Genomic DNA, 14,532 nt, shown 5'->3' with positions numbered 1-14,532 from the left:
GGATTAAACGCGTCGAGGGATGCGAACAAGATGGCCAAGCTTGGTCTCAGATGCAAAGGCCGAGCAGCTTGATGTGGCAGCCGCTGGATTTTGGCTTGCTGGCGGGCGCAGCCTCGCGCTTCACCGCAACCAGCGGCTCCCCGTCTTTCTTGCCTTTGCCTTTGCCCTTCGGCTCGTAGTCGCCGGCGATCACCATTGCCCAATAGGTGCGCTTGCCGCTAGCGTTTTTCGCGCTCGCGATCCCGACGCGGGAAGCGTTGTGCAGCAGCAGATTCTTGCGGTGTCCCGACGAGTCGATCCACTGTCCGAGGGTCTTCTCGAAATTGTCGTAGCCGTAGGCGATGTTCTCGGCGGCGCGGCCTGCGCCGGCCGGTGCGACCCGGCGGTTGAACGGGCCGAGGGCGTCGTGACTGAGGTCGTCCTTCGTCGCCATCGCGCGCGCCTGGTCCATGGCGATGCGGTCGAGGGTCGAATCGCGGACGACGCGGACCTCACCATGCTTGAGGCGGAAGCTCGAGATCAGCTCGGCGGGGGACTCGGCCATTGCGGACGTGGTGGCGAGCAGCAGAAGGCTAGCGATCAGGCCGCCAACCACACGATGCATCATGTACCCCCGAGTGCCCATGACCCCGCCAAGTCCCCCCACCAAGTTCGAATTATCGGATCGCTTCTCTATCGCCAATGTGGACGCTTCAAGGCGTGATCCACGTTAGCTCGCCGGCAGGTCGGCCTCGAAATTGAAGCGGTCGCGCAGGTTCTTGCGCTGCTCCAGGATGTCCTTGAGGAAAGCACGGTCCTGGTCGTTCTTCATCATCGGCTCGATCAGGTCGAGCTGGTTCATGGCGACCAGTTGCAGGATCTCCGTGCGCGGCTTGCCGTCCGGATTGCGTGGCAGTGCGTGCACGACCTGGATGTGTTCCGGCGGCTTTGGCCCCTTGGCAGCGGTGAGCTCGATGCGCAATTGGCCTTCGAGCGCGGCCTGATCGGCTTCGACGAAGGCATAGAGGCCGACACCGGAGCGGCGGTCGGCAAAGGCGACGATGGCGGTGTCGCGCACGGCGGGGTTCTTGCGGATCAATTCTGCCAGCACCGGCGCGTCGTTGACGAGCCTTCGGCCGCCGCCTTCACGGTCGGTGAAGTTGAACAGGCCGCGGGTGATTGCCCGATAGACCTTCTTGCCGGTGGCGAGCCAGAGGCTGGCGGCGAACGACTTCTTCGCCAGGATCTTGCGCTCGCGCGGCGTCAGCGCCTCGGGCGCGTAGGATCGCTTGTGCTTGAGCAGATGCCGGAGATCTTCATAGGCCAGGATCCGGTAAAGCCGGCCGCGACGGTCGAAGCAGGCGGCGAGCTGGAAGTCGGTCACATAGGCGCGACCGTCGCGGCCGACCAGCCAGTTCTGTTCCTTGGCAAGATCGTTGTGGCAGATTCCGGCGCGGCGCAGCCGTCGCAGCGCGGCCTTCGCCGAGCGAAAATAGGCGAGGTCGCCATGCGGTTTCGCCAGATGCAGTGCGACACCATCGACGAAGCTGCGCACCAGCGCGCGGCGTCCGGCCCACAGCAGCTCCGGGCCGACATCGAGTCCCTTAGCGAGTGCCAGCGCATGCTTCTCGCGGGCGAACAGGTGGCGCGCCAAAAGGAATGACCACCACGGCACCTCGTCGAGGCGGCGCAGCACCGCGTCGACCTCGCCGTCATCGTCGCGGAATCGGCCGCGCTCGACGGTCGAGAACACGTCGCGCTTGAGCAGCACGCCCTCGGTCCAGCGCGCCGAGAGTGTTGCGGCGTCGTCTTTGGGAAGGTTCATCGAAAACTCACGCCGCGGCGGCAATGCGCAGGTGATCGGCGATCCAGCGATCGAGATCGGCGAGCGCCAGCGCGCTCATCGCCTGCTTTTTGGCCACCGTCTTCTCGTTACCGCGCAGCCGGCTTCCGTCGGGCTTCTTCGTCGGCGCGCTGGCGAGCGGCGGGAACAGGCCGAAATTGATGTTCATCGGCTGGAACGAGCGCGTGCCGGGCTCGATGGTCTCGATATGGCCGCCGGTGATGTGGCCGAGCAGGGATCCGAGCGCAGTCGTGACCGGCGGACTCGCAAGCGTCTCGCCGCGCACCTCCGCTGCCGCATAGAGACCGGCAATCAGGCCGACGCTGGCGGATTCCACATAGCCCTCGCAGCCCGTCATCTGGCCGGCAAAGCGCAGCCGCGGCTGCGCGCGCAGGCGCAATTGGCCGTCGAGCAGCTTTGGCGAGTTGAGAAAGGTGTTGCGATGCAGGCCGCCGAGGCGAGCAAATTCGGCCTTCTCCAGCCCCGGAATGGTGCGGAAGATGCGCTGCTGCTCGCTGTATTTCAGTTTCGTCTGGAAGCCGACGATGTTGTAGAGCGTGCCGAGCTTGTTGTCCTGGCGCAGCTGCACGATCGCGTAGGCCTTGGTGGTGGGATCGTGCGGATTGGTGAGGCCGACCGGCTTCATCGGTCCATGGCGGAGAGTCTCGGGGCCGCGTTCCGCCATGACCTCGATTGGCAGACAGCCGTCGAAATAGGGCGTGTTGGTCTCCCATTCCTTGAACTCGGTCTTCTCGCCGGCGACCAGCGCTGCGACGAAGCCGTCATACTGCTCCTTTGTCATCGGGCAGTTGATGTAGTCGGCGCCGGTGCCGCCGGGACCGACCTTGTCGTAGCGTGACTGAAACCAGGCCACCGACATGTCGATGGATTCGCGGTGCACGATCGGCGCGATCGCGTCGAAGAAGGCGAGGGCGTTCTCGTCGGTCAACTCGCGGATCGCATCGGCCAGCGGCGCCGAAGTGAGGGGGCCGGTCGCAACGATGACGTTGCTCCACTCGGCCGGCGGCAGGCCTGCGACCTCACCGCGGGCGATCTCGATCAGCGGATGATCGTTCAGCGCCTTGGTGACGGCCGCCGAGAAGCCGTCGCGGTCCACCGCCAGCGCGCCGCCAGCGGGTACCTGGTTGGCGTCGGCTGCGCGCATGATCAGCGAATCGAGGCGGCGCATCTCGGCATGCAGCAGGCCGACGGCGTTGTTGGCGGCATCGTCCGAGCGGAACGAATTGGAGCAGACGAGCTCGGCAAGCCCATCGGTGCGGTGTGCCTCGGTCATGCGGGTCGGCCGCATCTCGTGCAGCACCACGGGCACGCCGAATTCGGCCACCTGCCAGGCGGCTTCGGAGCCGGCAAGGCCTGCGCCGATCACGTGCACGGTATTTGATTGGGGTCCTGTCATGGGGCGGACAGGTAGCGCTTTTCGGCGATCAGTGGAATCGCCGAGATCGAGTTTTCTGCCTCCGGATGCGACAACGCCCGCACGAGGCGGGCGCTATCGGTCCGTCCGGTTCAGGGCTGAACGATATCAGCCCTGATACTGACCGGCGGCAACGCGCGGGATGTCCGAGCGATCGAGGCCGATATCGGAAAGCTCGCGATCGCTGAGCTGGGACAGCTCGGCAACATTGCGCTGATAGTCCCGGAAAGCTTGGATCATGCGGATGAGCGAGAGCAGCATTGGTAATCTCCTGTAGTTCGATTCAGCTCTTGCCCGAGCCTCATCGTTGAAATGAATATAGGTGAGAGTGGTGCAGTGCGAAAGTTCCGATGCTGCGATGCAGCTAAGCGCTGAGTGCATGGCGCTGGTAACGGACGATTAACCCGAAAGCACTCCCGCCCAAAGGGTAGGCGGAACAGGGAGCACAGGTCTGAAGTCCCGTGAATTCACGGATTTGCTATGGGCTAGTCGGTTCCGTTCGGAGCGAAATAAGTCGCTTTGCTCTTGTCCGCAAGCGGATCGACTAGCTTCTATAACCAAGTCTCACATGCGAGAATCGCATGATTCTAATGAATTGATACTCATTAGTTGGCGCGTGCGTACACTTTTGCCAACTCTCGCCAGCGATTCGCCTGGTTGCAGCGGATCCACATGACGAAGGGCGGCGAGTCAGGACTATCCCGCTTGGTTAGCCACAACCGTCCCCGCTCGCAGTGCACACACGCTGAACGTGTGGCGTTGATTACAAGCGTGTAATGAAAATCAGAAATTTTGCATGCAGCTCTGCGCGCCGCGCAACATCACGCAATTCTCGCGGGGAATTCATTGCGTCAAGTTGCCGCGCCCGGAGGAAGGTGATGTCGCAGATTCCGGCAATGTCGCTGGCTCTGGCCCAAGAACAAGAGAAGGAAGGTAACGTCATGACGAAGTTACTCGGGGTTATCGCAATTGCCGCCGTTGCGTTCGCCGTCACGCCGGCCCAGGCCGCCAAGCACGCCGCCGGCGGCTGCAGCTCGGCCAATCTGGAGAAGACAGAGACCGCGATCGAAAACATGGCCGATGGTGACGGCAAGTTCGTCGCGCAGAAGGAGATCGCGGCCGCGCAGGACTGGCTGCTCAACGGCAAAATGGGTGCGTGCGGCGCGCATCTGAACAAAGCGATGCACGCCACCATGGGCAAATAGGAACTTCAGGAACGCATTAGGAGAGGGCCGGTCGCCGAGCGATCGGCCCTACGCTTTTGTCCTGCAAGCATCTCATCTAAGGGGCGCGCGCGAGCTGGGTGGCGAAATAGGCGACGGTCTTCGAGTAGACCTCGCTCTTGTTCCACTGCTGCAGCACCGCGAAATTCGGACTGCCCGGCTGCCAATCCTTACCCTTCTGCCAGCCATAACCGGCAAGATAGTTCGCGGTGGAGGCGAGCACGTCAGGGGCGTTGTGCAGGAGATCGCGCTTACCATTGCCGTCGAAATCGACGGCGTATTTCATCCATGACGACGGCATGAACTGGGTCTGTCCGAGCTCGCCGGCCCAGGCGCCCTTCATGTCGGCCGGTGCGAGGTCGCCGCGCTGGACAATGCGGAGCGCATCCAACAGCTCGGCGCGAAACTGCTCGGAGCGCCGGCAGTCATAGGCCAGCGTCGCCAGTGAGCGGATGGTCGCGAACTTGCCGGTATTGACGCCGAAATCGGTCTCGAGACCCCAGATCGCGACCAGCACCTCGCCAGGCACGCCGTAGGTCTGCTCGATACGCGACAGCACCGAGCCGTATTGCTTCATCATGTTGGAGCCGCGCGTCAGGCGCGGCGGCACCATGCGGCCGGAAAACTCCTCGAAGGTCTGGCTGAAGACCTTCTGCGAGCGGTCGCGGTTGAGCACGTTCTGATCGAGCGTCACACCGGCGAGCCCGGCGGAAATGGCCTGTTGCGAGACGCCCTTGGCCGCGGCGTCCGTTTTGAAGTCTGCAAGCCACGCGTCGAAATTGCCTGAACCGCAGGCAACAGCGGCGAGCGCTGGCTGAGCGGATAGGATGGACGCGGTGATGGCTAAGGCTGCGAGGGCGAGACGAGAAATCGTCGGGGTCATTCGAGCAAATAAATTCCGTGAAGTGATCTGAACGGCGCGCGCAATCTCGATGGAAACCGCGGCCAAAGCAAGGCGTATGACAGTGCGCGATCCTGCCCGCACCGGGGCAGGATCGCATGTCACGATATCGTCAGGCGTCGGTCCGATTGCGCCAGGGGAAGAGGTTGGCGGGGAAGTCGGCGGCCGGCTTGCGTGCACGATGCGGCGGAGGCGGCACCGGACGCGCGCCCGGATCGGCCGCGATCACCTTGCGGTAGAGATGCCAGGTGGCATGGCCGAGCACGGGGACCACCACGGCAAGGCCGAGGAAGGCCGGAATGGTGCCCAGCGCCAGCAGGACGGCCACGATCAGGCCCCAGGCCGCCATCGGCACCGGGTTCTTCGCGACGACGCGCAGTGACGTCACCATGGCCTCGAACGCGCCGGCATGGCGGTCAAGCATCAGCGGGAACGACACGGCGCTGATGCACAGCGCGGCAAGGGCGAACAGGAAGCCGGTGCCGCAGCCGACCACGATCAGCCACCAGCCTTGCCGGCTCGTGAGCACGCGCGTCAGAAAATCCGAGATCCCGGATGCGCCTTCATAGCCGAAAGCGGCGACATAAATTGCCTGCGCGGTCGCAACCCAGGTCACGAACAGGGCCAGCAGCAGCGCGCCGAGACCGAGCATGGCGCCGAACGAGGGCGAACGCAGCACCTCCATGGCGTCCCAGGCGCTGGCCTCCTCATGGCGCTCGCGCCGGCTGGAGAGCTCGTAGAGACCGAGAGCGGCGAACGGGCCGATTAGCGCGAAGCCTGCGGCCAGTGGGAACAACAACGGCAACACTGAATAGCCCATCACCACGCGGGCGAGCACGAGGCCCAGCACAGGATAGATCACGCAGAGGATGATGGCGTGGCTCGGCACCGCCTTGAAATCGTCCCAGCCGCGCTTGAGCGCATCCTGCAGATCGGAGAGTTGGATGGTTCGGATCACCGGTCCAGCCGCTTCGGCGGTCTGGGCCATGGACGGGACATTGCCCGGGTAGAGTGTGGCCATGGTCGCTAGCTCCCTTGCCATGCGGCCGCATCTGGCGCCAGCAACGGCGCAAGCGGCCGCTATTCTGAGTTTCGCGATCCCCAACCAGACGCGAATTCCGGATGGCATCGCGAACTGAACGTCAACCGTACGCCCATTTGCGAGTCCTGTCCCTCACGCTTGGGTGAGATTCGATGCCGCGGTGCAATCTCTACAGTGTCATTCGGTCGTTATTTCGCCGCAGATAAGCTGATGCTGCGTGCTTGTTCGCGGAACTTTGGCGGGCGCAACGACGCAACTTGGTCTATAAGTGCCACTCAAGGCCCTTCCAGCGGGTCCTTTTCGGGGAGCAGACATGAGCATTTTCGGGAAAATTATGGGCGCGATCTTCGGTAGCCAGCCAGCTTCCGCCGCGCCCGCAGGCAGCGCACCGTCGGGCAGCGCGCCCGCAGGGGCCGCGCCGAGCGGATCCGCGGCGACGGTGGACGTTGCCGCGATCGTCGACGCGGCGGCCGCTGCGCACAAGGGCGAAAAGCTGGAATGGCGCACCTCGATCGTCGATCTGATGAAGGCGCTCGACATCGATTCCAGCCTCGCTGCGCGCAAGGACCTCGCCAAGGAGCTCGGCTACAGCGGCGACACTAACGATTCCGCGACCATGAACGTCTGGCTGCACAAGCAGGTGATGTCCAAGCTCGCCGCCAATGGCGGCAAGCTGCCGCCGGAGATCAAGCACTGACCGATCGCCCGGTCGCAATCCAAGGGCCCGCGATCGCGCGGGCCCTTTTGCATTCAGGCGACGAGATCCGCATCTTCCGGATGCCTGTCGAGATAATCGACGACGAAACCGCAACCGGCAATCACCTTCCTGCCGTCGCGCCGGATCAATTCCAGCGCGCCCTTGACCAGCTCGGAGCCGATGCCGCGGCCGCGCAGCGCGCGCGGCGTCTCGGTGTGGGTGATGATCACCGCCGACGGCGTCAGCCGGTAATTGGCGAAGGCGATTTCGCTGCCGACATCGAGCTCGAAGCGGCTTCTGTCCTTGTTATCCCGTACCGACGGCGCCATGCAAAAATCCTTCCGACATGCTGCTTGCCTCTGATCTAGGCGCCTCAACCGGTCCTTGCCAAGGTGCGAGCAAGAGTGGTTGCCGCAGGGGAGATATCCGGAAACTGCGTGTCCCGCTCAGCCTGGAATTGAAGCCGGGCTTGCCGACGGTGCAGGAGTCGTTATGGAAGCTCGGGGCGTTGTAGCCCCCCGCCGCTTCTCGCAACGCCGGCGTTGGATCTCTTCCTAGGCCTGATCGCCCGGATGCTTCAATCGGTCGCCTTGGCGAGCCTGGAATCCTCCGGCTGCGCCTGCGGGCGCAGGCATCCCTGGCAGATGACGAGGGAACGGTTGACCATGGCGTCCCGTTCCTCCTCGATGCCATCCTTCGCCTGCCACCATTCCTTTGAATAGGGCTGAAGCGCGGCTTGCGACCTGTTGCGCTCGGATCGGGCCGCGCGCACTGGTTCTGAAGCAGCGCGCGGGTGATTGGGATTTTCGCCGGCGCCGTCCCAGGCATAGCGCGCGGGCTTGAAGGCAGGATCGGAGGCGAGGTGCGCTTGTGGGCCCACGGCACATCCGGCAAGCGCCAGCGATAACATGAGGAGGGCGGGCGCTTTGACCATGATGCGGCACTCTGTACGCGAGAACTGAGCGAGGTTGCGCCGATCATGTTTAAAATTTCCTGAACGGTTGGATGGGCTGCGCTGCGCCCGGCAACCTTGCAGGGCTCCTGGCGATGGCGATAAATGGGCTGCAATGAGCGGCCGGCTCGCGTGCCGTCCGCCGCCGAAGAGGAAGCCCGATGCAGCCCCTGCGCATGTCCCGCCGCGTCATGAATCTCGCTCACATGCTGACCCAGAATGCGCGGCGGCATGGGGCGCGTCCCGGTTTCGTCTGGGGCGACAGATCCTGGACCTGGCGCGAGATCGATGCGCAGGTCTCGGCACTGGCAGCCGCTCTCGCGGCGCGCGGGATCGCGAAGGGCGACCGCATCCTCGTTCATTCCAAGAACGGCGATGAGATGTTCTTCTCGATGTTCGCCGCGTTCCGGCTTGGCGCGGTCTGGGTACCCACCAATTTCCGCCTGATGCCGGACGAGGTCGCCTATCTCGCGCAGGCCTCCGGCGCGAAGGCGTTTCTGTGCCATGTCGATTTTCCCGAGCACGCCGCGGCCGTAAGCGGTGGCGCGCTGGAATTCACCTGGAGCATCGACGGTCGGGCGCCGTTTGCCGAGACGTCGGTTGCGGATGCCGTCGCGTCGCGCGCCGGCACGGTGGTCGAGAACGTCGCAGTCGAGCACGACGATCCCTGCTGGTTCTTCTTTACATCGGGCACCACCGGCCGCTCCAAGGCTGCGGTGCTCACCCACGGTCAGATGGGTTTTGTCGTCACCAACCATCTCGCCGATCTTACGCCCGGCGTCACCGAAGCAGATGCCTCGCTGGTGGTGGCGCCGCTGTCGCATGGCGCCGGCGTGCATCAGCTGGTGCAGACCGCGCGCGGCGTGTGCACCGTGCTGCTGCCGACGGAGAAATTCGACATTGACGAGGCGTTCCGCCTGATCGAGGCGCATCGCGTCAGCAATCTCTTCGTGGTGCCGACCATTCTGAAGATGATGGTCGAGCATCCCGCCGCCGACAAATACGATCATTCCTCGCTGCGCCATGTGATCTATGCGGGTGCGCCGATGTATCGCGAGGACCAGAAGGCTGCGCTGAGGAAGCTCGGCAAGGTGATCGTGCAGTATTTCGGCCTCGGCGAGGTGACCGGCAACATCACCGTGCTGCCGGCAGCGCTGCATGACCCCGAGGACGGGCCGCACGCGAAGATCGGCACCTGTGGCTTCGAGCGTACCGGCATGCAGGTCTCGATCCAGGACGACGAGGGCCGTGAACTCGGCGCCAACCAGAGCGGCGAGATCTGCGTAATCGGCCCCGCGGTGCTGGCCGGCTACTATGACAATCCCGAAGCCAATGCGAAGGCTTTCCGCAACGGCTGGTTCCGCACTGGCGATCTCGGCCACATGGACGAGGAGGGGTTCGTCTACATCACGGGACGAGCCTCCGACATGTACATCTCCGGCGGCTCCAACATCTATCCGCGCGAAATCGAGGAGAAGATTCTGACCCATCCTTGCGTCGGCGAGGTCGCGGTGCTCGGCGTACCCGATGCGACCTGGGGCGAGGTCGGCGTTGCCGTCTGCGTCGCCCGCGAAGGCGCGAAGCCGGTGAGCGAAGCGGAGATGGCGGCATTCCTCGGCCCCAAGGTCCCCCGCTACAAGATGCCGAAGCGGTTCTTCTTTTGGGAGGCCTTGCCGAAATCCGGCTACGGCAAGGTTCCCAAACGGATGGTTCGCGACGAGCTCGAGGCGCGCGGGCTGCTCGATCTCGACAAGACACGGGCGGGCTGAGCGAAGGTCATGCGCAGCATCAAGCAGCCCGGCGCGCCGGTCGCCGAGCGCATCCAATGGGCGGAGGCGAGGGGACGCGCTTTCTCCTTCACGCTTCAAGCAGGTCTGCCGCTGCTGGAGGCGGCGCGCCGCGGTTTCGCCGCGGAGGGATTCGCCGGCGGCGTGCTCAGCTTCGGGCGCGGCGCGCTCGGGCCGTTCGGCTATGTCATGCCGGCGCTGTCGAAGACCAGCGAGAATGCCGCGTTTTATAGCGACACATTCCGGCCAAGCGGCGTGACGCGCACCAGGCTCGGCAGCATGACGCTGGGCATGCACAATGGCGCCCCGTTCTTTCATTGCCATGGGCTGTGGACGGAGGCCGATGGCCGCGCCGGTGGTGGCCACATGCTGCCGGACGTGACCGATGTCGCCGAGCCGTTCGAGGTCGAGGCCTTCGGCATCGATGGTGCGATGTTCGCCGCAGAGCCAGATCGCGAGACCAATTTCAAGCTGTTCGGGCCCGTGGCGGCTGCGAGCACCGGCGCACGCACGACCAGCCGCGCTTTCGCGCAATCAGGATTTCGCGGGCTGTCTCGAAGACTTCTGCCGCGCGCAAGGCATCGCGCGCGCGAGGATCCATGGCGGTGTCGGCTCGACCATTGGGGCGCGCTTCACCCATGGCGGCGTGACTGAGCCCTTCGCGACCGAGCTTGCGGTAACCGGCGGCGCGATTGCGGCCGGCTCCTCCGGCGCCCTCGAAGCCGCACTCGATGTCGCCCTGATCGACTACACTGGCGGCATAGCGGAGGGCCGTCTGATTCGTGGCGACAATCCCGTGCTGATGACCATGGAGCTGGTGCTCGAGGTGTTGGGCTAGTATCGGCGAGCGATCATCAGCGGGTGCGCAGCTTGGCGATGGCCAAGTATGTGGAGTCACTGATCCCCGAACTGGATCCCTGAAACAGGTTGAGCAGGGGGGATTGACCCTGGCCGGTGCTCTGGCTGTTTCTGATGTCATACATGGCGGAGAAACGGCTCAACAGCTTTGTCACCTTCGCGGGATCGGACAGATCCTTGATCTTCATGAATCTGTCTACGAACTTGGCCTGCTGATCGATCGGCATCGCCGCCATCGAGTCAGGCAAATCGAAAGTGGTCCTGAACACCTCCGAAAGAGCCTTGTCGGCAAGGATGTCGTATGCGGACGTGATGTCCCCCGCCTTTCGCTGGAAATAGAGCGCAAGGCGCACGCCGGGATTGGCATCGCCCTGCTGCTGCTCCAGGCTTTGCTCGACATAGTTCGCTTGTGTTTCCCGAAACTGATCCCGCTTTTGCGGACCCATCATCGGAAGACGCGCGACGTTGCCTTTACTGTCGAAATTGAACGACGCCACGATTTCGGCAAAGCGAGGATCGCTCTCGGTGTTCGCGAAGCTCTTTGGATCGTTCAGGTCGGAGCTGAAGATCTTCTTGAGAAATTCGGTGCTGACCTTCCTGGGATCCAGACCCTTGGCCAAGAGAATGAAATCGACCATCGGCCTGTTTGCGAGAAGATCGGAAACACTGTCGATGCCGGCGATGGCCTGCTGATATTCCGACGCATCCTTCGTGGCCTGTGCCCGAACTGCGGCCTGCTGCTGGGGAGTCGCCGTGCTGGCGCTCTTCACCGCTCCAATGACGTAGTCCTTGGCGATCTGGAGGACTTCAGCCGAGTCCTGAGCCACCAAGGGGGTGGTCAGATTGCCTTTTGCGTCGAAGTTGAAGGCGCGTGCCAGCTCCAAATATCGATTGTCCTTGAGGGTATAGACGTAGCTTTTGGGGTCGTTGATGTCGCTTTCGAGCACGGCCTTGACAGTCGCCGGCGAGACGTTCGCGGGCTCGAGGCCGACAGCTCCCAGCGCAAATTCATACACGCCCGGTGTCGATACGAACGCCTGGACTGAATTGATCTTGAGGATGGCAGTTCTAAATTGCCTGATTGCAAAAGCTTCGTTCAACGGGCTCGCCGCCGAATAGACGGCGGACTTGCTGTCGTCGAACTTCCGTTTCGTGATCGTGACATTTGCAGCAGTCTGCGCCGACACACCTGACGGAAGCGACCCGTCGGAGGAAAACTCGAACGCACCGGCCAGGTCGACGAACCCGCCAATCGTCCCTATCTGCTCGCTAAGGCTGGAAATGCTGCTCGCATATGACTCCAAATGATGCTTTTCGACCAGAATCTGGACGTTCAACTGGGTCACGTTCGCGCCCGGTTGCGATAGTTGGGCGGTGTAGTCGGCGATCCTTGAATTGGCCGCGGTGACATCCGATCGGGCCTGAGCAAGGTCGGCGTTGAGGCCACTTAGCTGAGAAGCGAAAGTGGTGTTGACGTAGCTGTTGGGATCGGATGGATCGCTGCGCAAGACCTGGCTTATGGTGTCACGCGACCACTTGCTTTGATCGATCCCGTACGCCGAATAGACATAGTTGCGAAGACGGTCGTTGTTCAGGAGCTGGTCTGCACTGCTGATGTTACCGATTTCGGCGCTGTAGTAATTCGAATCGCCGGCAAGTGCATCGACCTGGCTTTTCCTGGTCGCCGTGTACAGACCAATCATCTCGTCGGTCTGGTTCTCCGATTGCGCCACCGGCGTGGCACTGCCATTGAAGGAAAACGCGGCGGCGAACTCACGGTAACGCTTGTCGACCAGCTTGTTGACAAAGCTGTTTGCGTCGGAGAGGTCGCTCTCCAGCACCTTTTTCATGAAGGCCTTGGCGTAGGCCATGTCTTCCAGGCCATACGCCTTCGTTGCATAATGATAAAGGCGATAGTCTTTCATGAAGTCGTCGACGGACTTCACGTTGCCGATGTGGGCTTTGTAATAGGCGGCCTCTCGCGCTACGTCCTGTTGCTGTTCGACCCGCGTCAGGGACTGCTTGAGATTGCGCGTGATGTAGCTGTAACTGAAATACGTTGATACCATCGCGCACTCCTACGGTCCCGGACGTCCGTCAATCATTGCGGGGTCGCGAGGTGGGGCTGGCCTCATGCCGGCAAACTGTCTCAGAGCCAGGTTCTCCAAGGCCATTTTCGGACCGCGATCCCAGATTCAAGTTTGCCCTCGCGAGGCATATCGGGTTTTGTTGCTGCATGTTTCTCAGATACAGCTTTCGTGAGGGTTGCGTTCCGGATATGTCCCGATCAAGAGATCGATCGGAATGGCTCTCGTCCCGAACGCGACGCAGCGCCATAGCGCGTCGAAGACGCGCGTAAACGCGCTTACGGCGGTGTGGCGTTGAGCCGGGATCCAGAAGCCGTGCATTCTGCCGCAGGATGGGTCACGGCTCTGCGGCGCATCGCCGAAGGGGCGCTGCGCCGCGTCCGGGGCACGAGAGCCCGAAGTCATCTGGCATTGCTATTCGCGTGATACGCGCGGTTTCGCATTCTCGCGGCCTGTGCGGCCCGAGCTTTGCGGCATTCTTTGCCCCCAAAATGCCGAGGGCGCAGGGAAGGCCGGGTGCCGGCTGGCACCCACGGTCCACTGTGCGAAGGTTGCGCTACGAGAGGCTGCACAGCGGCATACAGGTGAAGCCCAACACACGGCCTTCCCTGCGCAGTGGTTTTACGGCTTATGTCGTGATCTCCCCGGGGAGCGATGCACTATTGCCCCCGTCGCCTTGCGGATGGCTGACGCTGCGGCCCGGTCGGCCCGCACGCATCACCGCAAGACTTGGCGCACAGACCCCGGGCGCCAGGACCACACGATTTTGCCGTACGCAGGCTGCACCGGTCGTGTGCGCGACACTTTCGCTCACGGTTGCCCGCCCTGCGAAGCCTTCGCGCCGGTGTGGCCCACGTCCACCACGTCCCATCCCGCGTTCGTGACGATCGCGATCCGCCCCTCGGCCGGGTTGGGATGGCTCTTTATATGATAATCCGAAATGCGGATAAAGAGAAATATTTTTAAGCGCCGTGATTGACCCGCTTATTGGTGTTTTGCCCGCCGGGGCGGCAAGGGGTTGTGGGGCGCGCGAGCCCCGCCGCAACGCGGCCACGAACGGGTCTCCCCGCGGCCGCAAAATGCGCTACCATGATTCCAGCGCGCTTCAAGTCGCGCATGATCACCGACACGTATGAGGAAACGAGATGAGGGTGACGATTGGACGGCGCACGGTCCTGGCCGCGGTGCTGATTGCCGCGGGCGCGGTGGCTTTGACGGCGGCGTTTGGCCCGGTTTCGACATCGGCCTGGGCCCACGGGCCGACCCGTCAGAAGGTGCGCGAATCCATCGAGATCAACGCCGCCCCGGCCAAGGTGTGGGCCGCAATGGGCAATTTCCAGGACATGAGCTGGCTGCCACCTGTCACCAAGACCGAGGGCGAGAAGGGCAACGAGATCGGCGCGACGCGCAAGCTGACGCTGACGGGAGGCGCGACCGTCGACGAGGAGCTCTACAAGTTTGACGCCGCCGCGATGAGCTATTCCTACCGGATCACCAATGTGGACGTGAAGGTGCTGCCGGTCACCAATTATTCCTCGACATTGACGGTGACGCCGAGCGCTGACGGCAAGGGCTCGACGCTGGAATGGGCCGGCGCGTTCTATCGTGGCTTTCCCAACAACGAGCCGCCGCCGGAGCTGAGTGACGAGGCCGCGGTCAAGGCGGTGAAGGGGCTGTACCAGGCGGGCCTCGAGGCACTCAAGAAGAAGATCGAGAGCGGAAGCTGAC

13 protein-coding genes and 1 pseudogene are annotated in these 14,532 nt (G+C 63.1%); 5 read left to right on the top strand and 9 right to left on the bottom strand.

Annotation, left to right across the window (positions count from 1 at the left end; translation table 11 throughout):
- Positions 1–46: 46 nt before the first annotated feature.
- The 4 genes from IVB13_RS01870 to IVB13_RS01855 all read right to left on the bottom strand — a co-directional run bounded on the left by IVB13_RS01870 (position 47) and on the right by IVB13_RS01855 (position 3,518).
- Positions 47–625 carry a CAP domain-containing protein gene (locus tag IVB13_RS01870; protein ID WP_085353188.1) on the bottom strand — a complete coding sequence of 193 codons (579 nt, stop codon included), beginning with the start codon at positions 623–625 and terminating at the stop codon, positions 47–49.
- 84 nt (positions 626–709) lie between these two features.
- Positions 710–1,804, bottom strand: coding sequence for a serine/threonine protein kinase (locus tag IVB13_RS01865; RefSeq protein ID WP_026233483.1), 1,095 nt, complete (start codon positions 1,802–1,804; stop codon positions 710–712).
- A gap of 7 nt (positions 1,805–1,811) precedes the next feature.
- Positions 1,812–3,239 carry a methylenetetrahydrofolate--tRNA-(uracil(54)-C(5))-methyltransferase (FADH(2)-oxidizing) TrmFO gene (trmFO, locus tag IVB13_RS01860; protein ID WP_247336741.1) on the bottom strand — a complete coding sequence of 476 codons (1,428 nt, stop codon included), beginning with the start codon at positions 3,237–3,239 and terminating at the stop codon, positions 1,812–1,814.
- Positions 3,240–3,365: 126 nt separating this feature from the next.
- Complete coding sequence (locus tag IVB13_RS01855) at positions 3,366–3,518, bottom strand: DUF1127 domain-containing protein (protein WP_018458011.1); 153 nt, start codon at positions 3,516–3,518, stop codon at positions 3,366–3,368.
- A 617-nt stretch (positions 3,519–4,135) separates the two neighbouring features.
- Here IVB13_RS01855 and IVB13_RS01850 point away from each other — a divergent pair.
- The gene (locus IVB13_RS01850) at positions 4,136–4,462 is read left to right on the top strand and encodes a hypothetical protein (protein WP_247487471.1); all 327 of its coding nucleotides are present in this window, start codon (positions 4,136–4,138) and stop codon (positions 4,460–4,462) included.
- A 76-nt stretch (positions 4,463–4,538) separates the two neighbouring features.
- Here the strand turns inward: IVB13_RS01850 and IVB13_RS01845 are convergent, their stop codons facing one another.
- Both IVB13_RS01845 and IVB13_RS01840 read right to left on the bottom strand, forming a co-directional pair.
- Positions 4,539–5,363 (bottom strand): lytic murein transglycosylase, encoded by an 825-nt coding sequence (locus tag IVB13_RS01845; protein ID WP_018458009.1) that lies wholly within the window; start codon positions 5,361–5,363, stop codon positions 4,539–4,541.
- A gap of 130 nt (positions 5,364–5,493) precedes the next feature.
- The gene (locus IVB13_RS01840) at positions 5,494–6,402 is read right to left on the bottom strand and encodes a DUF2189 domain-containing protein (RefSeq protein ID WP_026233481.1); all 909 of its coding nucleotides are present in this window, start codon (positions 6,400–6,402) and stop codon (positions 5,494–5,496) included.
- A gap of 334 nt (positions 6,403–6,736) precedes the next feature.
- On the opposite strand from IVB13_RS01840, the gene IVB13_RS01835 reads away from it, so the two are divergent.
- Positions 6,737–7,120, top strand: a complete 384-nt coding sequence (locus IVB13_RS01835) for a DUF3597 domain-containing protein (RefSeq protein ID WP_026233480.1) — start codon at positions 6,737–6,739, stop codon at positions 7,118–7,120.
- 53 nt (positions 7,121–7,173) lie between these two features.
- Here the strand turns inward: IVB13_RS01835 and IVB13_RS01830 are convergent, their stop codons facing one another.
- Positions 7,174–7,449: a GNAT family N-acetyltransferase gene (locus tag IVB13_RS01830; RefSeq protein WP_018458006.1), complete on the bottom strand. Its 276-nt coding sequence runs from the start codon at positions 7,447–7,449 to the stop codon at positions 7,174–7,176.
- Positions 7,450–7,697: 248 nt separating this feature from the next.
- Positions 7,698–8,054 carry a hypothetical protein gene (locus tag IVB13_RS01825; RefSeq protein ID WP_018458005.1) on the bottom strand — a complete coding sequence of 119 codons (357 nt, stop codon included), beginning with the start codon at positions 8,052–8,054 and terminating at the stop codon, positions 7,698–7,700.
- A 179-nt stretch (positions 8,055–8,233) separates the two neighbouring features.
- On the opposite strand from IVB13_RS01825, the gene IVB13_RS01820 reads away from it, so the two are divergent.
- Both IVB13_RS01820 and IVB13_RS01815 read left to right on the top strand, forming a co-directional pair.
- Positions 8,234–9,841 (top strand): acyl-CoA synthetase, encoded by a 1,608-nt coding sequence (locus tag IVB13_RS01820; protein WP_247336735.1) that lies wholly within the window; start codon positions 8,234–8,236, stop codon positions 9,839–9,841.
- 9 nt (positions 9,842–9,850) lie between these two features.
- Positions 9,851–10,697 (top strand): annotated as a pseudogene (locus tag IVB13_RS01815) (DUF296 domain-containing protein).
- 16 nt (positions 10,698–10,713) lie between these two features.
- Here the strand turns inward: IVB13_RS01815 and IVB13_RS01810 are convergent.
- A complete protein-coding gene (locus IVB13_RS01810; RefSeq protein WP_247487469.1) occupies positions 10,714–12,786 on the bottom strand; it encodes a DUF1217 domain-containing protein in 2,073 nt (690 codons plus the stop codon).
- 1,163 nt (positions 12,787–13,949) lie between these two features.
- Here IVB13_RS01810 and IVB13_RS01805 point away from each other — a divergent pair.
- Positions 13,950–14,531, top strand: coding sequence for an SRPBCC family protein (locus IVB13_RS01805; RefSeq protein WP_018458001.1), 582 nt, complete (start codon positions 13,950–13,952; stop codon positions 14,529–14,531).
- Position 14,532 lies beyond the last annotated feature (1 nt).

Source organism: Bradyrhizobium sp. 17 (assembly GCF_023073515.1).
In the GTDB taxonomy this organism is placed as follows: Bacteria; Pseudomonadota; Alphaproteobacteria; order Rhizobiales; family Xanthobacteraceae; genus Bradyrhizobium; species Bradyrhizobium canariense_D.
Note: the sequence above shows the minus strand (reverse complement) of the source record. Positions and strands in the feature narration are given on the sequence as shown.